This is a genomic window from Marinibactrum halimedae, from assembly GCF_021234875.1.
Lineage (GTDB): Bacteria > Pseudomonadota > Gammaproteobacteria > Pseudomonadales > Cellvibrionaceae > Marinibactrum > Marinibactrum halimedae.
In genome coordinates this window covers 42701-67439 of the sequence record NZ_JAJQVM010000018.1, presented here as the reverse complement: position 1 = coordinate 67439, position 24739 = coordinate 42701, and the positions used below count along the sequence as shown (strand labels likewise).

At 46.4% G+C, this 24739-nt stretch carries 16 protein-coding genes; 6 read left to right on the top strand and 10 right to left on the bottom strand.

What is annotated here, in order from left to right; all coding sequences use genetic code 11:
- Positions 1 to 115 precede the first annotated feature (115 nt).
- The gene (gene lhgO, locus LU351_RS11675) at positions 116 to 1402 is read right to left on the bottom strand and encodes an L-2-hydroxyglutarate oxidase (RefSeq protein WP_232594252.1); all 1287 of its coding nucleotides are present in this window, start codon (positions 1400 to 1402) and stop codon (positions 116 to 118) included.
- A gap of 202 nt (positions 1403 to 1604) precedes the next feature.
- Here lhgO and ydiJ point away from each other — a divergent pair, with 202 nt between their 5' ends.
- Positions 1605 to 4697: a D-2-hydroxyglutarate dehydrogenase YdiJ gene (gene ydiJ / locus LU351_RS11670; protein WP_232594251.1), complete on the top strand. Its 3093-nt coding sequence runs from the start codon at positions 1605 to 1607 to the stop codon at positions 4695 to 4697.
- 215 nt (positions 4698 to 4912) lie between these two features.
- Here ydiJ and LU351_RS11665 read toward each other — a convergent pair whose 3' ends face one another.
- A complete protein-coding gene (locus tag LU351_RS11665) occupies positions 4913 to 5845 on the bottom strand; it encodes a hydrogen peroxide-inducible genes activator (RefSeq protein WP_232594250.1) in 933 nt (310 codons plus the stop codon).
- Positions 5846 to 6092: 247 nt separating this feature from the next.
- On the opposite strand from LU351_RS11665, the gene LU351_RS11660 reads away from it, so the two are divergent.
- Together LU351_RS11660 and LU351_RS11655 are read left to right on the top strand one after the other, a co-directional pair.
- Positions 6093 to 6338: a hypothetical protein gene (locus LU351_RS11660; RefSeq protein ID WP_232594249.1), complete on the top strand. Its 246-nt coding sequence runs from the start codon at positions 6093 to 6095 to the stop codon at positions 6336 to 6338.
- Between the two features lie 159 nt (positions 6339 to 6497).
- Positions 6498 to 8171 carry a SulP family inorganic anion transporter gene (locus LU351_RS11655; protein WP_232594248.1) on the top strand — a complete coding sequence of 558 codons (1674 nt, stop codon included), beginning with the start codon at positions 6498 to 6500 and terminating at the stop codon, positions 8169 to 8171.
- A 142-nt stretch (positions 8172 to 8313) separates the two neighbouring features.
- On the opposite strand, the gene LU351_RS20745 is transcribed toward LU351_RS11655, so the two are convergent.
- Positions 8314 to 8448, bottom strand: coding sequence for a hypothetical protein (locus LU351_RS20745; protein WP_269783439.1), 135 nt, complete (start codon positions 8446 to 8448; stop codon positions 8314 to 8316).
- On the opposite strand from LU351_RS20745, the gene ygfZ reads away from it, so the two are divergent.
- Both ygfZ and LU351_RS11645 read left to right on the top strand, forming a co-directional pair.
- Positions 8440 to 9552, top strand: coding sequence for a CAF17-like 4Fe-4S cluster assembly/insertion protein YgfZ (gene ygfZ, locus LU351_RS11650; protein ID WP_232594247.1), 1113 nt, complete (start codon positions 8440 to 8442; stop codon positions 9550 to 9552). The two genes, LU351_RS20745 and ygfZ, sit on opposite strands and share 9 nt — an antisense overlap.
- A gap of 36 nt (positions 9553 to 9588) precedes the next feature.
- On the top strand, positions 9589 to 10428 hold the full coding sequence (locus LU351_RS11645; protein ID WP_232594246.1) for an HDOD domain-containing protein: 840 nt from the start codon (positions 9589 to 9591) through the stop codon (positions 10426 to 10428).
- Positions 10429 to 10502: 74 nt separating this feature from the next.
- Here the strand turns inward: LU351_RS11645 and ung are convergent, their stop codons facing one another.
- The 7 genes from ung to LU351_RS11610 all read right to left on the bottom strand — a co-directional run bounded on the left by ung (position 10503) and on the right by LU351_RS11610 (position 20526).
- Complete coding sequence (gene ung, locus LU351_RS11640) at positions 10503 to 11195, bottom strand: uracil-DNA glycosylase (RefSeq protein WP_269783438.1); 693 nt, start codon at positions 11193 to 11195, stop codon at positions 10503 to 10505.
- Positions 11196 to 11543: 348 nt separating this feature from the next.
- The gene (locus tag LU351_RS11635; protein ID WP_232594245.1) at positions 11544 to 11816 is read right to left on the bottom strand and encodes a hypothetical protein; all 273 of its coding nucleotides are present in this window, start codon (positions 11814 to 11816) and stop codon (positions 11544 to 11546) included.
- Positions 11817 to 12214: 398 nt separating this feature from the next.
- On the bottom strand, positions 12215 to 12451 hold the full coding sequence (locus LU351_RS11630) for a hypothetical protein (RefSeq protein WP_232594244.1): 237 nt from the start codon (positions 12449 to 12451) through the stop codon (positions 12215 to 12217).
- Between the two features lie 1041 nt (positions 12452 to 13492).
- A complete protein-coding gene (gene lysS, locus LU351_RS11625; RefSeq protein ID WP_232594243.1) occupies positions 13493 to 15049 on the bottom strand; it encodes a lysine--tRNA ligase in 1557 nt (518 codons plus the stop codon).
- 56 nt (positions 15050 to 15105) lie between these two features.
- Positions 15106 to 16201 (bottom strand): peptide chain release factor 2 gene (gene prfB / locus LU351_RS11620; protein WP_232594242.1). Its coding sequence is split into 2 segments (ribosomal slippage): positions 15106 to 16128 and positions 16130 to 16201, totalling 1095 coding nucleotides; the frame shifts between segments, so codons are not numbered across the junction.
- A gap of 267 nt (positions 16202 to 16468) precedes the next feature.
- Complete coding sequence (gene hrpB / locus LU351_RS11615; RefSeq protein ID WP_232594241.1) at positions 16469 to 19069, bottom strand: ATP-dependent helicase HrpB; 2601 nt, start codon at positions 19067 to 19069, stop codon at positions 16469 to 16471.
- A 203-nt stretch (positions 19070 to 19272) separates the two neighbouring features.
- On the bottom strand, positions 19273 to 20526 hold the full coding sequence (locus LU351_RS11610) for a M61 metallopeptidase family protein (protein WP_232594240.1): 1254 nt from the start codon (positions 20524 to 20526) through the stop codon (positions 19273 to 19275).
- A 329-nt stretch (positions 20527 to 20855) separates the two neighbouring features.
- On the opposite strand from LU351_RS11610, the gene LU351_RS11605 reads away from it, so the two are divergent.
- Positions 20856 to 24431: a S8 family serine peptidase gene (locus tag LU351_RS11605; RefSeq protein ID WP_232594239.1), complete on the top strand. Its 3576-nt coding sequence runs from the start codon at positions 20856 to 20858 to the stop codon at positions 24429 to 24431.
- The last annotated feature ends 308 nt before the right edge of the window (positions 24432 to 24739 follow it).

Below are 24739 nucleotides of genomic sequence, written 5' to 3'. Positions count from 1 at the left end.
ATGAGCCTTAACACGACACCCCAATGTTAAGGCTCATCATTGGGGCTCAACGCTAACAATCGCACCACGACACGATCACCTCATCACACCATTATCCAACTACACCATTATCCAACTACACAATTACCCCACGCAGCATTTTCTCCGCCTCCTCAACCAGATATTGGCCGATCGGTATCGCTGCCGTTGCGGCTGGCGATGGCGCATTACACACATGTAAAGACGAAGCCGTTCGTGCAAAAAGGAAGTCATTGACGATTCGACCATTGGAAAATACGGCCTGAGCGCGAACGCCAACATGTGGACGCGCCAAATCAGACAAGGTTAGCGAAGGACAATAGCGACGCACCCGTCTTAAAAATACATCCTTAAACCACGATGACATCCATTCGTCCAGAGCAGGACGTGGGTACGCACTCAACAACCGCCACGCACCTGGAAAAGACAGTAAACTCCAAGCGTCTCGCAAACTCACATTAAAACGGCCATACCCTTCTCGCTTCCAACCCACAACCGCATTTGGCCCAATCGACACCGAACCATCAACGTGGGGGGTAATATGCACCCCAAGAAATGGTAATTTGGGGTTCGGCACCGGGTAAATTAAGTGATTCACCAACTCGCAACAGCGATCACTCAAAATGAAATATTCACCACGGAAAGGCACCACGCGAAAGGAAGTAACGCCAACACCATCGTTCAGATTATCGAGTTTGGCACCATCCATTTTCACTAACCGATCTGCCGCCAAACCACCACAAACCACCACAAACTTGGCTTGAATCCGGGAAAAACGCTTCTTCCCATCACACAACACCAAGTGTTTTCCCACCCAGTGCTCACCAAAAAGGCAATCACTGACCTCCACCACCCGTTGCCCAAGGCGAATTTGACCGCCCATAGCTTGCAGCAATTCTGCCAAACGTCCTGTGATAGCAACGAAATCCGCAATGCCCGAGTCAAAGACTCGTATGGCCCCCACGCCTTGAATATTGGGCTCTAACGCAGATAGCTCGCGAGCCCCCAAGCGCTCTACTTCTAAGCCATTACGCTGACAGTTTTGAAAAAGGTGGTTCAGGCGCAACACCTCGGCATCATCAGTGGCCACAACCAACTTACCCGGCACACGAAAAGGCAGATGCTGTGTTTGGCAAAAGTTTCGGGTGGCGCGGTTCCCCTCCAGGCAAAAGCGAGATTTGAAGCTCCCCGGTTGGTAGTACACCCCCGCATGAATCACGCCGCTATTGTGACCAGTTTGGTGACAAGCCAAAGAAGGTTCTTTTTCGATGAGGGTAATACGAGACTTGGGGTAACGTTTTTTAAACTGCCAAGCGGTTGATACCCCCAAGATACCTCCCCCAATAATGGCGAAATCAAAGACATCTTCCGATTCCGTGCTCACGTATACACTCCGGTTACCCACTGCAATACTTATCACCCATAATGACCGTTGCTTGGAGTAGAGCATAGCAGTGGTATTCATAAGCGTTATGGGTACAATGCGGTGACATTTTTGTAACAATCGTTCATGACAAACTTTTGTGACGAAATGTGTATTAAAGATTGCTATACACGTTCTTCGATCCAGCTTTATAGAGACCGCCATGATTCCGAGTATTCGTCATACCTCTCCCGTTCAACAACATTACCTTGCTTTTATCGAAGCCCTAAAAGCATGTGGGTTTGAAGGTGACATGAATCCGGACTACGCCAATCGTACGGTATTGGCCACAGACAACTCTATTTACCAGGTGTTACCCCAAGGGGTGATTTACCCCAAAAGCATCGATGATCTCATTCGCTTGGTCGAGCTGGTCAGCATGAAACAATTTCACGATATCGTTCTCTCCCCTCGGGGTGGCGGTACCGGCACCAATGGCCAATCGCTCACGGACGGCTTGGTAGTAGACCTATCAAAGCACATGAACCGCATTCTTGAGATCAATGCAGAAGAAGGCTGGGCCATTGTGGAAGCAGGCGTCGTCAAAGATCAGCTTAATGCCGCCGTCAAACCCTTTGGGTTGTTTTTTGCGCCTGAATTGTCAACCAGTAACCGCGCCACACTGGGTGGCATGATCAATACGGATGCCTCCGGCCAAGGTAGCTGTGTGTACGGGAAAACGCGAGATCATATTCTTGAACTCACCACCGTCTTACTCGATGGCACCGAATGGACGTCTAAACCCTTATCAGACGAAGAACTCAACGATGTATCGCAACAACCCAGTCGTATTGGTGGTATTCATCGTACACTTGCCGCCATTGAACAAGACCACAAAGACGCGATTGAGAACACTTTTCCAAAATTAAACCGCTGCTTGACCGGATACGACCTCGCCCATATCAGAGACGACCAAGGTCGGTTCAATCTAAACAACATACTGTGTGGCAGTGAAGGCACTCTGGGTTTTATCGCCACCGCCAAAGTTAACCTATTACGCATCCCCAAATACACAGCCTTGGTTAATCTTAACTACGACAGCTTCGACGCCGCCTTACGTGATGCCACCGAGTTAATGAAAGCTGGCCCAACCTCCATCGAAACCGTCGATTCTAAAGTTATGGCGCTAGCGCAAAGCGACATTATTTGGAATACCGTAGGCCAATTTTTCCCAGATGACCCCACCAGGGCACTCGAGGCTATTAACTTGGTGGAATATTGTGGTGATGACCAAGGCGAGCTAGAGGCACAAATTGCCCAACTGATTGAATCCTTGACATCCGCAAGAGAAAAAAATGAGGCGCGCAGTTACAGCCAAACGGTGGCTTGGGGTAAAGATGTCCAAACCATTTGGGCGATGAGAAAAAAAGCGGTTGGTTTGCTCGGCAATGCTAAAGGAGAAGCACGCCCAATTCCATTTGTAGAAGACACTGCGGTTCCACCGGAACACTTGGCCAATTATATTGCTGAATTTCGTGCGCTGTTGGACTCTCACAAACTCTCTTACGGTATGTTTGGACATGTAGATGCTGGCGTTCTCCATGTACGGCCAGCCATCGACATGAAAGACCCAAACCAAGAAACCTTAATTCGCTCAATTACCGATGAAGTAGTGCAATTAACCGCAAAATACGGCGGCTTAGTGTGGGGAGAGCATGGCAAAGGCGTTCGTTCTGAATACGCCACGACATTTTTTGGTGACCTCTATCCTCAACTACAGCGCATCAAAGCGCACTTTGACCCTCGCAACCAGCTCAACCCGGGTAAGATTGCCACACCAGGCGGAGATATACCGTTACTCAAAATAGATGAAGTTTCCACTCGCGGGCAGCAAGATCGAAAAATCCCGGTTCACGTCTGGGAAGGCTACAAGGAAGGTATGTACTGTAATGGCAACGGCGCCTGCCATAACTACAACCCCAATGATGCCATGTGCCCCAGTTGGAAAGGCACGCGTCAACGTATCCATACCCCTAAAGGCCGAGCATCTCTCATACGCGAATGGCTGAAGCAATTATCAGAGCGAGGGGTAGACCCAATAGAGCAAAGTGAGAAGCAGCAACGGGGCTATTTTCTCAAAACCTTGCCCAGACGCATTAAAAATACCCTAGAAAAACGTCGAGGGCAGTATGATTTTAACCACGAAGTCCACGAAGCCATGATGGGCTGCCTCGCCTGTAAGTCCTGCGTGGGACAATGCCCAATCAAAGTAGACGTCCCTGAATTTCGCAGTAAGTTCCTTGAATTGTATTACGGTCGCTATCTACGCCCATTAAAGGATTACTTTGTCGGCAGCTTAGAATTTTTAATGCCCCATTTAGTGAAAGCACCTTGGCTGTATAACGGCCTGATGAAGCCAAAATGGACGCAAAAACTGCTTGCTCGATACACCGGCCTCACCGACAGCCCACTCTTAACGGGGATGGTTCTAGAAGAGTCATTGGATGATCTTGGCGTGCTATATGCCGTGCCGGAGAACATCCATAAACTCACCCCAGAGCAAAAGCAGAAAGCCGTCATCCTTGTTCAAGACGCCTTCACCAGTTATTTCGAAACTCAATTGGTGCTCGACACACTGACATTACTCAAAAAACTCGGGTTTACGCCGCTCATAGCGCCTTACGTGCCCAACGGAAAACCTCTTCACGTACATGGATTTTTAAAGGCATTTCGTAAAGTCGCCAATAACACCGTTAACATGCTAAGTGAATTGGCAACCACTGGCGTACCACTGGTTGGCCTTGAACCCTCTATGACTTTGGCGTACCGATCTGAATACACGAAAGCCCTACCAGACAGAGCCATTCCACAAGTGTCGTTATTACAAGAATGGCTCGCAACACACTCATCCCACCTAACACAACAATCATCACGACTATCCCCAGGGCATTTCAAATTACTGGGCCACTGCACAGAAAAGACCAATGCAGCCCCGGCCATGAAGCATTGGAAATCGATATTTGAAGACCTCGGACAAACCTTTGAAGAAATTGCTGTGGGCTGCTGTGGTATGGCTGGCACATACGGACACGAAACACAAAATCAAGATACCTCCAAAGCTATTTACGAGCTTAGCTGGAAAGGAGTCATCGACGACGAACACGGGCAAGCGTTAATGGCCAGTGGGTACTCTTGCCGAAGCCAAGTGAAACGCTTCAGCGACGTTCAACTCCCCCACCCAACGCAAGTGCTGCTTCAGCAATTGCAACAGGGAGAGAAAATACGTAAAGATACGAATGACGATGAAAAGAACTGAATGTCTTCACATCAACAGAAACGAAATTAACAGAAACTAAAAAGCCGACTAAGTGTTGTGATAGTTTTCAAATCAAAAAGGAGCCTGTGATAATAGATGGCTCCGATAAAAATCAATCACATTCGATACGATTAAACGCTTTTAGTAACATTTTTATTATCAATTTTTGGAATTAATAGCATAGTATATAGATAGTATGAAGTGGTCTCGGCACCCTAATTGACCAAGACCACATCCCCTAATTGTTGTTTGATGATTTGCCTCAAGGTCATGGCCAATTCTCGAAACAGTACCCGTGCTGGAGAACCATGACGCCACACTAATGAATGTTGTCGCATGATAGGTAACCCCTTCAATTCACACACATGCAACGCTTCTGGGCGGTGCAACTCTGAATGAATGTAAAGCCCAGGCAAGAAAGTCACCCCGATACCCATAACGACCATTTGCCGTAAGGTATCCAAACTGGTGCCTTCAAAATCTCTCAATACGTTCGCGCCTAACGACGCACAGATATCCCGCACTTGACCATGAAAGTGATGATGCTCTTCTAAGATCAGGACCGACTCACCTCGAATATCTTGCGGGGAAACCCAATCCTCACCCGATAAACGATGGTCCGTGGGTACGACAAACTTTAAGGGCTCTGTAAACAAAGGAACGGATGATAACTCAGGAGAATCTGCTGAAAGGGGTGAAATGATCAAGTCATACTCACCAGCCAACAAGCTTTGGCTTAATGACCTCGGCGCCTCTTCACGCACATACAACTTCAAGCTTTCGTATCGCGCATGCATATCTGGTAATACAAAGGGCAATAAATAAGGCCCCAATGTGGGTGGAACTCCCATTCGAAAGGTGGTTGCAGGCCCCTCAGCCAGTGCTTTCGCTGTCTCTTCAAAATGATTCATCGACGTCACCAGCTGTTTAGCGGACGCCAATACAGCTCGGCCTTGAGGTGATAAAAAGGTTCCCGTACGAGATCGCTCAAACAAGCTCAATGAGACGGTTTCTTCCAACGCCGAAATTTGCGCCGTTAACGTGGGCTGGCTCACACCTAGCTTTTCAGCCGCTTTGCGAAAATTCAGGGTATTGGCGAGTTCCACAAAATACATCAACTGCTTTAAAGAGGGGCGCTTCTGAGTCATGGCTAAAGCTGACCTTTATGGAGTCTGTATTCAATTTATCCGGTATTTTTGCCCGCACGAACAGTAAGTGTATAGGGTGTGTACAGAGAAAGGCAACTGATAGATAAAAACTATATGGAATTGGTGTGTTTTTCTATATTTTCTATCATTAGACTCAAAAGTACCGGTTATATCAGTATTGATTTTCCTAAGTGCAATAAAAACATTCAATCATTGATAAACCACTTGATATTTACGAGGATTGGTTATGGATAACGTCACTCAAGACGTCGACAAGTTTCAAAGAGAAGCTCTTCCACAGCCCCAAGTAACGTTCAAGGTATTAAGAACCGGGCCAAGCCCTGATGTGTTATTTCTTACTTATCCACACCAACATCATTGGGCAAATTGTTCACCTGTCGTAACGCTGGCAAATCGATCTCAGCCAATTCAAAAGAAATCGCGCTCCACCGCTGGCCAAATGACAGAAAAATGGGCGATGTGTATTACTTAAATCATTCATATTAACCAAATCATTGCCTAAACAACGGCGGTTCTTGTCTGAGATTGGCCAGCACGGCGCTGAGAAAACCCCGAGGTTATTCTACGCAACCGCCTCGGTGTCGATTTCAGGGCTTATTTATCCGACGTTTTTCACCTCAAAAGGTCTATTATGTTCAAATTGGACACCTCTAATCTTCGTGGAGACATCACCGGTGGTATTACCGCAGGTGTCGTCGCCCTACCCTTGGCTTTGGCCCTTGGCGTTGCCTCTGGTCTTGGCCCCATTGCTGGGCTTTACGGGGCCATCGCAGTAGGATTTTTTGCCGCTTTATTTGGCGGTACTCCCTCTCAAATATCTGGTCCAACCGGGCCGATGGTCGTGGTACTGGCCGGCTTATTCGCTAGTCTCTCCGGAAGTGCAGAACTGGTTTTCACGGCAGTAATATTGGCGGGCTTAATCCAGGTTGCTTTTGGTGTGTTGGGTGTTGGCCAGTATATCCGCCTTGTCCCTTACCCAGTGGTATCCGGTTTCATGACAGGGATTGGGGTCATCATTATCATCCTGCAACTGGGACGCCTACTGGGTCATGAACCTCCCGGTGGCACTCTAGGCGCTTTAGGCTACCTTCCTACCGCATTGGCCAGCATCAACTTCACCGCGTTAATTCTCGGTATCGGTACTTTAGTTATTGCATACAAATGGCCATCCAACCTTGGCAAATATGTTCCAGGTGCTTTAGCTGCTTTAATTATCGGAACACTGGTGGGCTTAACGCTGGAGGGGCTTCCCAAGTTAGGTGAAATTCCTACTGGCTTACCTGATTTGCACATGCCAGTGTTTAATCAAGAAACCATTTGGTTGGTTTTGGAAGCTGCCGTCATCTTGGCTGTATTAGGCTCCATTGATAGCCTGTTAACCTCGTTAGTGGCCGATAACATGACGCGCACCCGTCATGACAGCAACCGAGAATTAATCGGTCAAGGCATTGGTAATACTGTCTCGGGGTTAATCGGTGGTATTGCTGGTGCAGGCGCAACCATGCGTACTGTGGTTAACATTCGCTCCGGCGGTCGTGAGCGTATTTCAGGCATGGTTCACGCATTGTTACTCTTAGCGGTTGTCTTGGGCTTGAGCCCCTTAGCCGCACAGATTCCTCATGCCGTGCTGGCAGGTATCTTAGTGAAAGTGGGTTTGGATATTGTCGATTGGAACTACCTATCCAAAGCGCATCGTGGCCCACGCTGGGATTTAGCGCTCATGGCATTGGTACTCGGTTTTACCGTATTCGTTGACCTGATTACCGCAGTGGCGATTGGTGTAGTGCTTGCCGCTTTAGCCTATGTAAAACAAGTAGCAACTCTGCAGTTGGAAGCCATCAAAAATCTGCCCGACTTGCCCCTTTCCGAAGAAGAAAAAACCACATTGGATCACTTAGGCCCAAGAGTTCGTCTATTTGACTTTGGCGGACCTTTAAGTTTCGGTGCAGCGGCGGACCTTGGTCATCATGTACGAGAGCAAGTCAAAAATGGTACATCTGCGGTCATTTTAAACTTCGAGCGTGTTCCATTTGTGGATGTATCTGCCGCGCGAGCAGTAGAAACCATTGCCCACGACGCCAGCGCCAGTGGTCGCACGGTCTTTCTCTCCGGCATGAACGAAGAGATCATAGAAGTACTGACAGGTCTGGGGGTGCTCAATGGTCTCAAGCCTGAGCAGTGTCAGCCCACTCGCGCCGAAGCCATTCGAGCCGCATCGGCTCTTATCGAGAAAGGCGAATCTGAAACAAAAACGTCTAAAAAAAACGATTTAGGGCTTAATCAGGCTCAACCGGCTAGCAGTTGATTTAAGGTTAATACTTAATATCGTATCGCTTGCCCTTATCGCTATGAAGAACAAAAAAGCCTCCACATGATCTGGAGGTTTTTTTGTTTAACCTTCTCTACCGAATCAGCCGTATCATCTCATCAAGTCATGCACTCATACGTTAACGAAATTTAGGTATTTGCAGTTGAATATCGCCAAAGACATACCCACATTTCGCATTTGGCGTAACGGTAAATACAAAACAATCCGTTAATATTAATACCACCACTACCCCTAAAGAATCACCATGAGCCAATGGAAATCCTTTCTTACTGAGCAAGAGTCAATCGTCTGGTCGGGCCAAGAGGCCATAGATTATGCCGGCCTGCCACAGCCAGTGAATAAACCTGCCACTGATAGTCACCTTACTTATCTCATTCCCCTTACACATCTCACACTTTCTGTCATAGAGGGGCCGGATACGAAAACATTTCTACAAGGACAAGTGACTTGCGATATACAAAACCTGTCACCGGATCGCGCCCTACGTGGTTGCCATTGCACACACCAAGGAAAAATTATCAGTGACTTTCTTGCCATCGAACAAACCAACGAAAGTACTGAGCAACGCATCCTGTTAAGAACGCACCACAGTACACAGTCGCTTCTGATGTCTTCGCTTAAGAAATACATGATTTTTTCAAAAGCAGAGTCCTCCATAAACTCCGGTTTTATTGGGGTTGGGCTTATTGGCAAAGACACCGTCAATCTTGTCAAAGCCGCTTTTGGGATTGAGCAATGGCAATCCTTGGCGGTGTACCACCCTCATGAAAAGGCAATGGTTGTGGCACTGAACGACTGTGCCGCTGAAGTTTGGGTGACTGAAGATATCGCAGAGGTAATTTGGAACACACTGAAAGGTGCTGGCGCTTTACCGGGTGTGACCTCACAGTGGCAACGCTTTTTTATTCAACAGGGGCACGCACAGGTTGAAGAAGAGACCTCTGGATTATTCACACCCGAAGTGCTGAATTTTGACCTCATCGAAGCCGTTAGTTTCACCAAAGGTTGCTATACAGGACAAGAGGTGGTTGCCAGAATGAACTACAAAGGCAAGCAAAAAAAGAGACTCTTTCGATTCATACTGTCAGAATACCCAGCGGCTTTAGCATCGCCCGCAAATCACATTCCGGTCAATACCCCCGTTTTCGCTACCGAAGATCAGCACAATAAAAACGTGGGTGTGGTTATCAATAGCGCCTCTCTGCCCGATGGCTCCATCGACTTATTGGCAAGCATTCACTCAGATAGCGTTCATAAAATGAACCAACCTACACATGACGTTCAATTTTCACTGCAAGACTTACCAAATACGCCGCTCACACTAGGATCTCTTCCCTATACTATAAACAACGTATGAACTATAACCGTCGAATAAACCCAACCGGGGATACGAATGAGTCAAATCATTGATAAAGTACGCCAAGACATTCTCAACGCCATCCGTAATGATGAACTCGTCTTACCAACCCTGCCGGAGGTGGCGTTGCGCGTTCGAGAAGTCGCAGAAGACCCTGAAGCCAACCTGGACCAACTGGCCGATGTGATCTCTAACGATGCCGCCATTGCCGCCCGGATCATTAAAGTCGCTAACAGCCCGCTCTTACGGGCATCACGACAAATTGAAGACCTAAAAATGGCCTTAATGCGACTGGGTATGCAGTACACCTGCAACATTGCCACCGGCCTTGCCATGGAGCAAATGTTCCAAGCCACATCGGATTTGGTCGACAGCCGTATGCGGGAAGTGTGGAGTCGCTCCAGCGAAATTGCGGGCATCTGTCACGTGATGTGCAAACACCGAACCACCTTGCAACCCGACAAAGCCACTTTAGCGGGCCTTGTCCACCGTATTGGGACCTTACCTATTCTCACCTTTGCCGAAGAACACCCATCATTACTGAAAGACAGCATTACACTGGATACAGTCATAGATCAGCTCGGCCCTGCACTCGGAGCAAAAATCTTAAAAACCTGGGAGTTTCCACCCGAAATTTGCAATGTACCAACAGACCATTTGAATTTTGCTCGGGACACGAAAGAAGCTGACTACGCGGACATTGTCACGGTGGCCATGCTGCAAAGCTATATGGGCAGCAATCACCCGATGGCAAAAATAAATTGTGAAAAAGTCACGGCCTTTTATCGGCTAGGGCTAGACCCAGATATGGACTCATCAGAAGGGGAAGACTTAAGCGAAGAAATGGAAGCCGCTATGCAATTACTTGCGCCATAAACGACTTCACTGACCTGTAGTGGTTTTGCCTTCTGTTTATGGTGATTTCCACCTTCCAGAAGAGGGTAATACCACTAAGAAAGCGGCGGGATCGACCAGTCAATGGGAGTCTCATTACGACGAGATAGATAGTCGTTTGTTATTGAAAAGTGACCACACCCCATAAAACCACGATGGGCAGACAAAGGAGAAGGGTGCGGTGACTTCAAGACACAATGTTTATTTGAATCAATCACACGGCCTTTCTTTTGGGCATAGCTACCCCACAGCAAGAATACCAACCCCTCTCTTTTTTCACTGAGCAGCGAAATCACCTTATCAGTAAACACCTCCCAGCCTTGATTCTGGTGAGAACCTGCCACTCCCGCCTGAACACTCAGTGTCGCGTTTAACAACAACACGCCTTGTTCTGCCCAGCTTTGTAAGTAACCATGGTTGGGTATGGGAATCCCCAGATCTCGCTCGATTTCTTTATAAATATTCAACAAAGAAGGCGGTATTCTAACGCCAGGCTTGACGGAAAAACTCAAGCCATGGGCTTGATTAGGCCCGTGATAAGGGTCTTGGCCTAACATCACCACTTTCACCGAATCAAAAGTCGTACTATTTAAGGCATTGAACATTTCTTTGCCTGGCGGGTAAATTATCTTACCGGCTGACTTTTCCTGCTGCAAAAAAGCCCTAAGTTGGCTCATATAAGGTTGGTGAAACTCTGGCTCCAATTGCGCAAACCAAGATGGGTGTAAATCAACGGATCGTGTATTCAAAGTACTTCTCTTTGTTATAAGGCGCTTTTCCAATCAACGCATTTTGCATACGTTATTCATTCAATAGACAACACTATGGTAAAGAGTCTGCAAAAAGTTTTCGAGCGTTAGGCCATAAAACCAGAATTTAGATAGCGTATAGACCTAAGATGTATACCCTTGTGGAGAATATTTTAAGAAAAGGTACTGTAAGAAAGGATGATTTAAGAAAGGGAATTCCATGTTGGGCTCGACTTGATAGACATGACACCGTTCGATTCCACCAAGCCGGCCTTGTTTGAAAAGATCACTGCAACCCATTTATAACCACTTTTTCTGTAAGCATTTATACAATACGAACAACCCGCATCAACTCCCGTAATATACAAACCCCCCGTTACGCTCGCTCACCAATTTAAAACGGCTCCCATAGGAGTGTTCTCGATAGTTGACGTTTACCCAGCATGCAGGAAGACGCTCACCGGAAACAAATACCAGCGACTTTTTAGGAACAGGTTCTGGCTCTTGTTGCTCCTCACCCCGGAGTTTAGAAGCCATTACATAATCGGAATACGGATCAGATAGTTGGCGAATAGACTCCACCTCAACCAATCCCGCATCTTCTTTCAACATCATTAGCATAAAGCGCACCTCTTTAAAGACGGTTTGGTGCTACCTCCACTGCGGTAGTTCACAATACCGAGTGTCACCTACTTACCAAGGCCACTCTCAGTATCGTCAAACTGAGTATAGCCAATCGTAGCAAGTGCAACAGTTTGACTTCGTCATAGACAACAGGTTGGCACAACGCCATGCAAAAAGAAAAAACAATAAAGTTATTGACGACAAAGAAAGATTTGACTTATTTAAAAAATCATTAAGGAAGGGAATAAAGTATACAGCAAGGCATGTGAACGATTTCATCGAGAGGCCGTTAGCAGGATGGTTCTTCAACCTGCTAACGTCAAACATTCATTTACAACAGATAACAAAATACTTTACAACACAGTTACATCAACGGCTTTACAACACCAAAACCACTACGCGCTCTCCCGTTCTGCCTCTGATCGATAATGGGCCGCTTGAAAACGGAACCAACAACCAGGTAATGACTCTCCAGAGACAAACACCAGCTCCTCTTTTTCTAGCGTCGTGGGCTTTGCCTCATTGTAACCCCGCAGTGTTTTAGCGGTTACCACACTACAACGCGGATCAGTTAGTACAAGAAGGTCACTAACTTCAACCAAAAGACCCGTTTTTTTAATTTTTAGTAGCATTTGCGCCTCCAAAGACCTAAGTCATGTCGTCTTATAGCGGCTTTAATGAGCGAATAAACACCATCAGCCGCGTTAAGGAACGAGGATCAAAAGCTGTTAGGCATGTGTTGGAGCGCCACAGAAAAATGGCGTTGATAAACCCCGGTACCGACTGCACACATAGACATCCGGTCTATTTCATCATCCTTGAGATTTGTGACAGAAATTTTCGGTTACTCGCGCATTATTACTAACCTACCTAGACCACCTCTGCAAAAGCAGCTCTCTTGAAAGAATCTCCTTTGCGAAAGCAGACTACTCACACGCGCACACCATCAGCCTGTATCGATTATATATTTGCTTTTCAATTATTTTATTGGGCATCTTTATGATCAATGCCTTTACTACTACGCCTTTACTACACTACGCCTGTTTTACGTAAGAACACCACACCATAATGAAGCAAAATAACCACTGCTGAGTGCACTCTTAATGATGTAACAACCTAAATGATGTAACAACCTAAACGATGTAACAACCTAACGATGCAACAACGTTAATCTGCAATCAGGTAATCAACCTTCTGCTAATGAGAAACTACGTGCCCAGCAAAGTCACTTTCTACTCATTTTGGGTGGCAGTCCACTATGCCAAAATTCACTTGAAAATCGAAGCCCTGATCTGCGCTAATAAAATGAATTTCACGACAATACAAAAATAATTCAATAAAAATCAAATTGAAAACGTTTACACAGACTGAATACAAAAAAAATACAATAAATTTTATATTCTTATAGACGATAACGCGCTAAAAAACACCACAAAAATTAAAAAATGATGGTCAATGTGTGTTTCGATGAAAAAATGGTATGAGAGGACAAAATGAGAAATGCGCATTTTCCCTTATTGATGGACATAGATGGGCATAACTGCGGCAGGAAATGCCCCCATCAATCCAATTCACAAAGTAATTCAATCAACAGGGGTGAACGATTAACCATTATTCAAAACACACGCGCATTTCAACCAGACAAGCGGTGAGAATGGATAAATTGTGTCATCTTATTTTTGATCCACACTCGGACGCATTGCCGGGAAAAGCAAAACATCGCGAATAGACGGCGAATCCGTCAACAGCATGACCAATCGATCAATACCAATTCCCTCACCGGCGGTTGGCGGTAATCCATATTCCAATGCACGAACATAGTCCGCATCGTAATGCATGGCCTCATCATCACCGGCGTCTTTTTCTGCCACTTGTGCTTTAAAGCGATCAGCCTGATCTTCAGCGTCATTCAACTCCGAGAACCCATTAGCAATTTCACGTCCACCGACGAAAAATTCAAAGCGGTCGGTCACAAAAGGATTCTCGTCATTACGTCGAGCCAATGGAGAAACTTCTGCTGGATATTCAGTGATAAACGTCGGCTCATCCAAACGATGCTCAACGGTTTTTTCGAAAATTTCAATCTGTAACTTACCTAAGCCCCAGATATCTTTTACAGGTATACCCAGCCTTTCTGCAACTGCTTTGGCCGACTCAATATTATTGATCTGATCGGCAGATAAATCCTCGTTAAAGTGCAAGATAGAATCAAAAACGCTGATGCGGTTAAATGGCTTGGCAAAGTCATATTCTTTTTGCTCGACCACTTCACCATCTGCATTTTTTACCGTATTGACCACTGTCGTGCTACCTAATACCTGCTCGGTAAGTTGGCGCAACATATCTTCGGTCAAATCCATCAGGTCATGATAATCCGCATACGCCTGATAGAATTCCAGCATGGTGAATTCTGGATTATGGCGAGTTGAAAGCCCTTCATTTCGGAAATTACGATTAATTTCATACACTCGTTCAAAGCCACCCACCACCAAACGCTTTAAATACAGTTCTGGGGCAATACGCAAAAACATATCAATGTCTAAAGCATTATGATGAGTCACAAAAGGACGTGCCGTTGCCCCCCCAGGAATAGCCTGAAGCATGGGCGTTTCTACTTCTAAAAACGCTTTTTCATTTAAATACTGACGAATAAAATTCACAATCTGAGTGCGTTTGACAAACGTATCACGCACTTCAGGATTCGCGATTAAATCCACATAACGCTGACGGTAACGCAACTCTTGATCAGCAAGGCCATGAAATTTATCCGGCAGAGGACGCAACGATTTAGTGAGTAATTGATACTCATCCAAATTCACGTATAAATCACCCTTGCCGGATTTATGCAACACGCCTTTCACACCAATAATGTCACCTAAATCCAAACTTTTGGCAAAAGGGCGAGCCGCTTTTGTGACGTAAAGTTGAATAGTGCCAGAGCCATCCTGCAATACCATAAACGCACCGCGCGAACGAATCACACGACCGGCAACACTGACCACATTGGCTTCCGTTTCCAATACTTCTTTGGATTTTTCACCAAATTCTAATTGCAGCACTTGTGCTTTATTTTCTGGACGAAAATCATTTGGGAACACAACGTCGTCCGATTCACGTAAAGCGGAAAGTTTTGCTCGGCGTTCTGCAATTAATTTATTTTCATCGTTTTTGTTTTCATCAACTTTATTTTTATCGACATTGGTCGAAGAAGGCGTTTGCTTGTCAGTCATAACAATCCAAAATTCATTGAATAAATAATATTAGGTAGCGCGGTAACGTTGACACGTTACACGCCGGCTTTTAGGCTCGCTTCGATAAACATATCTAAGTCACCGTCGAGTACTGCTTGACAGTTGCTGGTTTGCACGCTGGTGCGCAAATCTTTAATTCGCTGGTCGTCCAGAACATAAGAGCGAATCTGACTCCCCCAACCAATGTCTGATTTACTGTCTTCCATGGCTTGCTTTTCAGCATTGCGTTTTAGCATTTCTTGTTCGTACATTTTTGCCCGTAACATTTTCCACGCTTTATCACGGTTTTGATGCTGAGAACGCTCACTCTGACACGATACAACAATACCGGTAGGTTCGTGGGTTAAACGCACCGCAGAATCGGTTTTGTTAACGTGCTGACCACCCGCACCGGAGGCTCGATAAGTGTCTTCACGAATGTCCGCTTTGTTAATTTCAATGTCGATATTGTCATCAATTTCGGGGGAGACAAAAATGGAACTGAAAGAGGTATGACGACGGTTGCCCGAATCAAACGGTGATTTTCGTACTAAACGATGCACTCCGGTTTCGGTACGCAACCACCCAAAGGCATATTCGCCTTCAAAACGAATAGTGGCACTTTTAATACCTGCCACTTCCCCCGCAGAGCATTCCTCCAGCGTGGTTTTAAAGCCTTTATCTGCGCCCCAACGCAAATACATGCGCAATAACATTTCCGCCCAGTCTTGCGCTTCTGTACCACCAGAGCCCGACTGAATATCAAGATACGCGTTGTTTTCATCCATCTCACCTGAAAACATGCGACGAAATTCGAGTTTTTCAAGATGTGCTTTAAGCTGGTTTAATTCCGCATCCACATCCACCAACAAAGCTTCGTCATCTTCTTCCACGGCCATGTTCAGTAACTCATGACCGTCTTCAACACCTTGATCTAAATTGTCGATGGTTTTCACCACCACTTCGAGAGAAGAACGCTCCCGACCCAACGCCTGAGCACGCTCTTGATCATTCCAGACATCTGGCTCTGCCAGTTCTAGCTCGACTTCGGTTAAACGCTCTTTTTTATGAGCGTAGTCAAAGATACCCCCTAAGAACGTCCGTGCGCTCTTTCAGGTCTTTTAATGTATTTTGATAAGGAGCCACTTCCATAATCGATTGATTAACCTTTTTGACTGAATCTTATTTAAGTCTGTGCCATAACACATAACATCCTTGCCGAACGTTTTCTGAATCGATCAAAATAACCGCAAAAACAGGTTTATTTTAGTCATCAATGCCCTGAAAACCCGGCAAAAATAGGCGCGGATTGTAACTCAGGCGCCAGTGAGGGTACAGGGATAAGCCGCTTTAAGAAAGGCGATTCAAATTGAATGGCTTCCATACGAAAGCCTAGAGAATAGTTGAAAAATAAGGCGATTATTTTCGCGGCTTTGCCCGAGCGGTCGCTTCCGATTCCAACGGATTATCTGGCCAATAATGTTTAGGATAACGACCACGCATTTCCTTTGCCACCTCACGGTAAACACCCCCCCAAAATCCCGACAAATCCTGGGTGACCTGCAACGGTCGCTGGGCCGGCGAGAGCAAATGCAGCATCAGCGGAATCCGACCGCCCGCCACACTGGGGGTGTTTGCGCATCCAAACATTTCTTGCATTCGAACTGCCAATACCGGAGGTGATTGTGTGTAATCGATTGTATGACTCCGACCAGAAGGCACCGATAATTGAGCAGGCAATTGGTCGTCCAACTGTTGCGGCAAAGGCCAAGGCAATAACGTTTTTAGTAAAGGAAGAAGGTCGATGTCTTTTAATTGATTAAGCGTACTAACGGCAGTCAGAGATGACCCAAACCATATTTCCAAACTCGATAGAAGCCCTTTATCACTCACATCTGGCCACGCGCCGTCAGGCTCAATATGATTCAATAAGGCCACCCGTGCGCGCCATTGAATCGCCGACGGAGACCAACTTAATATCGATAACCCTTCTTTTCGAATCAAAGACAGCAATACCGACTGACGAATTTCATTGGATATCTCTGCAATAGGCTCAGAGCGAATGACTAACTCACCAATACACCACTGCCGCTGGGCACAAAAGCGTTGTTTATGGGTATCCCAATAGGCATCGGTTTTCTCTTTGACTAAGTGAGATAAGGCTGTTTGAAAAACACTCTCACTCAATGGTATCGCGGCAAAGACCAGAGCGTCACGCCCAGGGGAACGATAAGATTGTCCTCCGCCCAACTCAGCCACCACCAAATAATGATTGCGACTCAGTCGATCGTCCTTTTTAAGCCTCACACCACGACCATTACTGAGCTTATAACTGGCCCCTTCACCGGAAGTATTCCGTCGCTGGGCAATTCGATCAGGGTAAGCCAAGGCCAATAACACACCCAGTGCATCATCATCAGAAGCATTCTTTTCAAACGCGCTCAATAACGGTACATCGGTCTTAACAATCTTTTCGGCAGACAGCCGCCGGTGACGCAATCGATCCAACTGTTGGTGCATTTTACGAGACTGCACGCTGCCGAAACGTTTCCCGCCTTTTTCTTCCCCCTGCCCCATTAAACCAAAAACAGAGGATGCCAAATCCGCTTGGCCAGAAGGAAGTCGATCACCCGACTCAAGCAACGCCGCCAGCGCCACACCCAATTCACCATGACCAGACAAATGCGACATAGCCAGCAAATGAGCCTGCCGAGGGTGCAATGGAAACGAAGATAAACACTCACCATACGTGCTCAACTGAAAGCCCGCCGGTTTGAGCACATCCAACGTTTTCAGCAGTTCACAAGCTTGCTGCCAAGCCCCTGTTGCCGGCGGGTCCAACCAAAGAAGCTCACTGGGGTCACTCACTCCCCAACGGGCAAGCTGTATTGCCAGCGGTGCTAAATCTGATTGTAAAATTTCAGGACAGGGCTGTTCGGCCAAACTGTCGTGCTGAGATTTCGACCAAAGACGGTAACACACACCGGGCTCCATTCGCCCAGCACGACCAGCACGCTGCTCGGCCTCTGCCCGCGAAACGCGTCCGGTGACCAATCTATTCACACCACTGACCGGATCAAATTCGGCATACCGCACCAAACCGCCGTCAATAACGACTCGAACACCTTCAATGGTCAAGCTGGTTTCAGCAATATTGGTGGCCAAAACAATTTTTCGTACCCCCTCCGGAGCTGGCCGAATGGCCGCGTGCTGTGCAGCCAAAGTAAGATCCCCGTAGAGCGGGCAAACAACAATACCGGCCTCTTTTGAAAATGCGTCTTCTAAACGCTCCGCGATGGAACGAATTTCTCCAACGCCGGGTAAAAAAACCAAAATACTGCCGCTATCCTGAGCAATAGCCTGATTGACAGCACGTTCAACCTTGGGTCGAATATCCTCCCCAAACTCATACGCCCCGCAATACTGCACATCAACGGGAAAAGCGCGCCCTTCACTGGTCACCACAGGTACCAACTGGCCACTTGCCTCACTCAATAATTGACTCACCGCCTGACCATTTAATGTGGCAGACATCACCACTATTTTTAACGGCACCTCCCGCACATCGCCAAATAAATCGCGTCCTTGAAGACTCAGCGCCAATGCCAAATCGGCATCCACGCTGCGCTCATGAAACTCATCAAAGATCACGACACCGACACCACTGAGTGCAGGGTCATCTTGCAATTGCCGAATTAGAATCCCTTCGGTGACCACTTCAATTTTTGTCTTCTGGCTAACCTTGCTCTCAAAACGCACCCGATAACCCACCGTTTGCCCGACCGACTCTCCAAGAATATCCGCCATACGCTCTGCCGCGACTTTCGCCGCTAGACGCCTTGGTTCGAGTACCACAATTTTTTGATTGTTTAACCACGAAGCCCCTAAAAGTGATAAAGGTACAATGGTGGTTTTGCCGGCACCGGGCGGCGCTTCCAGTACCAATTCATCACCACCGGATAAAAACGCCTCAATTGAAGTGAGGACATCAGAAATAGGGAGCTGCGGGAGAGAGGTCAAAACTTAGCCTTTTTATATGGACATTTTGAGCGTATTCAAAACAAAAGCTCACCAAAGGTCAATCTCCGCTGTGGGCCTCTATTTTTATTATTTTATGACCTCAAATGACATACCCACTCACCCCTTGTGGTCTTAATAATAAGGAGTAATGATGAGTTCAATACAGCACAACTTACCTAAAGAAAGATCGGACTAACCTAAACTCAGGGAATATTATTCAAACTTGCGCACGGTTCACCCACCAATTCATGACATGCCTTTTTTAAATCATCCACAGTAATTTTTCGCTTCTCAATTAATTTACGAGTGACATGATCTAACGAGAATTGATTATCCGTTTTTTTACGAATTTCTTGATCCACTTTATCCAACAACACCACAGCTTTGGCGGTTACCGGGCCTGATGAACGTTTTACGTTTAAGGTCTTTGCCTCTTTACCCCATTTTTTTAATTTCGAATACACAATGTCACGCCGATCTTTTCCGTAAGCGCCAGCACGGTAAAGTAATTCCACCGCGTAAAATTCAGCAATGCCCTCCACAATCCAATCGGCATTACCTTTTGCTTTAATTCTCGTCAGCATATGCACCAACTCATGCACTAACGTACTGGTGCCATTTTCACTCACCAAAGGTCGATCTGCATGCATAAAAAAAGAATTACTAGCCGACAACCCCCCCCGCCACATCGGGTCACCCGCGCCTAAAATTAATAATTTATCTGGGCCAAAAAATTCAATGTTATTCTCTTCAGAAAAAGCCGCCTTGGCATGTGGCCAAACAATATTAATAAAAGCAAGTGCATCCATTCGATGAAAAGACTCACCCATAGGCGCACTAATATCAATTCTTGTTTTTCCTAAAAAAGAAGCTCTTGTGCCTACTTTTCCTGCAATCATCCAGCCCGTGGGCCGATCAAATTTTCGCTCAGGGTCATCAATAATGAAATGAGGAGGTAAAGTCTGGTTGTCTTTTAAAGGGGCCTTTTCATCACGTTGCCAACCGGTATTTACCGAAGGCCAATGCTGAGGCAACTCAAAAGATAAATACGCTTGAGATTGCGCGCCTTTTTTTGCTTTCACCGACGCAGGGGGAATTAGGTCATCCCCTCGAAAAATAGCCCAATCTTTCGTCACAAGCGCATCAAACTCTCCAGGGTCGCGCTCGTGGGTCAATTTTGCCTCTAAAGTTAATTCCGCATTTTTCTTCGGTAGTGTCCATTTTGCTCGATTATTTTTGATGGTTAACTCACCATTGGCCTCCAGATGACTGAAGACATCCGGGTCTAATCGAAAGGTAATTGATTTCACTAAATGCGATTTTTCTATAGAAATCTTAACCTTGGCTAAGTCCTTCTCGGGCAACAAGATCACATTGTAATGAACGGGGTATATTGACTTACCTTGCACACCACTTGCCACCACCCAATTCGATATGATCAAAATGACAAAAACCATAAACCTCAAATACCACCGACCTATATTTTTCCACCTCAATTTCACCACGCTCAATGTTGACTGCCCTCAATATTCAATACGTTAATTCTTTCAATCCATTTAATTAGGTATCGTAGATTTTTTATACATATTTTATCTTTGACGCCATTTTTTCAAAAATGACCTCGACACTAATGACATATCCCTTAAAATTGCCAACGCAATCATTATGTATATTCAACACACATCACATATTCAAAATTGCACAGACATCAATCGTACAAATAGCAACCACACGAACATTCATTGTGCGACGACGTGCAATTACCCCACAGGAAGCTGTCTAAAAAATGGACAAATTTAAAAAAATATCGGTTTTAACCCTGCTGATCGCATTAGCCAGTTGCGGTGGCGGTGGCGGTGGCGGTGGCGGTAATAACTCCAACAACTCCGCCACGAACATACCACCAGAAACTTCCAGTACTCCACCGCCAGAGACTCCACCAGAGACTCCACCAGAGACGCCGAGCACTCCAACGCCGCCACCTCTAAACGGTAGCCCAACATTTAGTGTAGAAAGCGGCGTCTATATTGAAGATCAGCACGTCGAGCTATCTTACAATATTGATACAGCAGACGTGTTGTTCGCCCTTAATGGCGAAGACCCACTGGTGCAGGGCACACTGTATACACAGCCGATTACTTTTGAAGCGAACAATGAAACCATCACACTCAAAGCTGTGGCTCGACGTGATGATGAGTACTCTGAAGTAAGTACTCTCACTCTGAATGTATTAACCCCAGGGCTCAACCAAAGCCAATTCTCTGGTGTCGTGAACTTTGGCGATGAACCGAACACCTTCACCTCCTACTACTACAACACCTCTGATACAACACAAACACTGTCTGCTGCTCCGGCACGATTGCACCGAGCACAAAACACTCAGGGTATCAACAACAAAACCGACTCTCTGATGGGAACTCAGGCTGGCATGTCTCTATCCCACCTCAAAACCTTTCAACCTGTCACCCAATCGTCACCGCGATCTACTCCTGCGGCAAAAGCAACTGTGGCAACACCTGATGACTTTGATTTCAAGAATGTCATTCCCGGTGAGATCGTTCTTAAACTCAAAGCACCGACACAAACGGTCCGTTCAGCCACAATGCTGAAATCTTTCGACATTACAACAGCGCTATCTCAACACAATCTCTCTCAACACAACCTATCTCAAAAAACGTCAGCTCAACCTGATTTAACTGACTTTGGCATCAGCGAAACCAAGCTATTGGCTCGGTTGAAAAATAAAACGCAAAAAGCACTGGAAAAAAGCACTCAAGCAACGGCTAATGAAGACGTAATTATTTTGGCGCGAATTCCTGGGAAAGATGAAAAGTCCCTTCGAGCCACCATTGCACAACTGAATACTTTACCGAATGTGGTCTATGCTGAGCCCAATTTCAAAGTAGCCACGCTCGGTATCACCCCTAACGACCCTGATTTTGGCTTGTTGGATGCCTTGAACAGTGTGGGTAATGGCTTCCATGATATCGATGCCGATATCAACGCACCCGAAGCTTGGGAAATATCAAACCACACTGGAAACAAGAGCATTCGAATCGGCATTATCGATACTGGCGTGGATTACACCCACCCCGACCTTATTGACAATATGTGGATAAACCCTGGCGAAATCCCCGATAACGGGATTGACGACGATGGTAACGGCTACATTGATGATGTGCATGGTTACGATGTACTGGACGATGATGGCGACCCTATGGATGATGACGGTCACGGCACCCATGTTGCCGGCGTGGTAGCAGCGAAAGGCAATAATGGCATCGGAGTGACCGGTGTGATGTGGGATGCTGAGTTAGTGGCCATTCGCTGGATTGGTAATGGCACGGGTACAGCAAATGCCATTGCCGCAGTGGAATACGCCAATGTACTGGGGCTACCCATTACCAATAACAGTTGGCGCATTCTAGACGGTTATAGCCAAGGCTTACGCGATGCTATTGAAGCGGGTATCGACACCAGCCTGTTTATCGCCGCAGCCGGTAACGATGGGGTAAACCGCGATCTCATTGAGGAGTACCCTGCCTCCTACGACAGCCCAAATATTCTCGCTGTTGCCTCCATCACTGGGCAAGAAGAGCTGGCCAATTATTCCGCTTACGGTATCAATAGTATTGATATTGCCGCATATGGCACAAGCATTTATAGCACGCTACCAGCTGATCGATACGGCCGCAGCACCGGCACCTCCATGGCGACACCCTATGTAACAGGAGTTGCAGGTTTAGCCCTTTCCTTTAACCCAACCATGAGCCCCGCAGAGCTCAAAGCCGGACTGATGAATACCGTAACCCCTCTGGAGAGTCTAGATGGTCTGACGGTTTCGGGGGGAAAAGTGAATGCTGAAGCACTCATGGCGGCCATGATCCCAACCTGGATCACGACTGAAATTGAAACGCCCACACTTGCACCAGGTGAATTTACGGCCATTCATCATACTGTCGACCCAAATACTATGGTCGCTGGAGATTACCTTGTTCGGTCTTCTCTTAGCATCGAATCAACACCAGAAATGCCCGGTGAGAATACACCAACATCGGCTTCAGAGATTGCCAATATCGACCTCTCTGTGTCTGCGTTACCTTGCCGAACGCTCGAATTGGTCAACACCTCCAACACTCCGTCTGGACATCAACTGGACTTCGGTCTCACCCGGCGAGACAACGGTTCAGAGAGTAGCCTTACCTTCCGAAATGGCTGTAATGCGACAGTTGTAGTACAAAACTTTGACACCAACTTCGAAGCCGGGGCTATTTATGCAACTCCATCTCTTCCGGAGCTGTCCATTCCCGCCTTTACAGAGCGCACCGTCAAAGTAAGCTATCAACCGAACCCAGACACGCCGCCCGGAATCATTCAAACCGAGACCAGTATTGTCACAAATGCCGACGACAACCCAATTATTGATGTTGCGTTTGAAGCAGAAGTCAAACAGGGGCCTGTGATTACCGTTAACAATAACGGGGTATTCAATGCTCTCATCACGAGGGATACCGCTACTACCACAACCGAAGAGGCACAGACAATCAATATCGGTTTCACCAACACCGGAGACTTACCGCTGGAGTGGTCACTGGAGCAGCCGGGTATTTCTCATTCTGAAACCCTCACGAGAGAAGAAACCGAATTCAATGCATCATGGATTGATATCTCAGATAACAACAATCGGCTATCCATCAGTGACAATGATGACAATGTGTATGAATTCAATTTTGATGTGACGTACTTCGGGCAGCCCCACAGCTTGGTCTATATCAGCACCAATGGTGTCGTTACCTTCGGAGAGCCAAACTCTAATTATTGGAACGAAGCACTGCCGACACCAAACCTGCCTAACAACGCCATCGCCCTTTACTGGAGCGATTTAAACCCCAGACGACACGGCGATATTTTTGCAAAAGTGATTGATGATACCTTGATCGTGCAATTCAAAGAGGTTGCTCAATACCACGACAGCAACGCGCGCCTCAATTTTCAATTGCAATTACATCGCAATGGCCAATTTTCGCTCTTATATGGAGAGTTAACAACGTCAATTCAGAACGTTACCGCAGGTTACCAAACCAATACTGCCGACAACACACAACCACAATCTCATCATTGGTCTTACAATGATGATTTTCTTGAAAGATACTTGGCAATCCATACTCTTCTTGTCAATGGTTTATGGTTACCAAGCATCAATGAGCAAGGAAACATTGAGGCGGGTAATTCAACCACTCTCCCGATTAGCATTAACGCCCAGTATTTGCCCATCGGCCTTTACGAACAAACATTAACCATTGAAAACAACAGCGCTAACCAACCGCAACAACCGATTACATTGAGGATAGAAGTCCAATAATATTGTTAACGCCATTGAATCAACTACCCCGCCGCAAGCAGCGGGGTAGTTTTTTGTGCCACTTTTACACTTAAAACATCGTTAGCTGATAATCCGGGTGAAGTTCTGATAACCCTTAGCTTGGTTTCTCATATAGTTACCCATTACCGCTTCATCAACTTACTTTCCAACTGTACTCGACAAGATAACGGGGTAACCCCCAAAGACTATACTAAAATACGACAAACACTTGGCAATACAATAGTATCGATAAAACAAATAGTATCGATAAAACAAATAGTATCGATAAAACAAATAGTATCGATAAA

Bases quoted from the DNA above. Each gene is read 5' to 3' on its own strand.
- LU351_RS11610 (WP_232594240.1), bottom strand. From the start codon at position 20,526: ATGGTTTTTGTCATTTTGATCATATCGAATTGGGTGGTGGCAAGTGGT.
- LU351_RS11665 (WP_232594250.1), bottom strand. From the start codon at position 5,845: ATGACTCAGAAGCGCCCCTCTTTAAAGCAGTTGATGTATTTTGTGGAA.
- ygfZ (WP_232594247.1), top strand. From the start codon at position 8,440: ATGAGCCAATGGAAATCCTTTCTTACTGAGCAAGAGTCAATCGTCTGG.
- LU351_RS11605 (WP_232594239.1), top strand. From the start codon at position 20,856: ATGGACAAATTTAAAAAAATATCGGTTTTAACCCTGCTGATCGCATTA.
- LU351_RS11635 (WP_232594245.1), bottom strand. From the start codon at position 11,816: ATGCTAATGATGTTGAAAGAAGATGCGGGATTGGTTGAGGTGGAGTCT.
- LU351_RS11660 (WP_232594249.1), top strand. From the start codon at position 6,093: ATGGATAACGTCACTCAAGACGTCGACAAGTTTCAAAGAGAAGCTCTT.
- LU351_RS11630 (WP_232594244.1), bottom strand. From the start codon at position 12,451: ATGCTACTAAAAATTAAAAAAACGGGTCTTTTGGTTGAAGTTAGTGAC.
- lysS (WP_232594243.1), bottom strand. From the start codon at position 15,049: ATGACTGACAAGCAAACGCCTTCTTCGACCAATGTCGATAAAAATAAA.
- LU351_RS11645 (WP_232594246.1), top strand. From the start codon at position 9,589: ATGAGTCAAATCATTGATAAAGTACGCCAAGACATTCTCAACGCCATC.
- LU351_RS11655 (WP_232594248.1), top strand. From the start codon at position 6,498: ATGTTCAAATTGGACACCTCTAATCTTCGTGGAGACATCACCGGTGGT.
- ydiJ (WP_232594251.1), top strand. From the start codon at position 1,605: ATGATTCCGAGTATTCGTCATACCTCTCCCGTTCAACAACATTACCTT.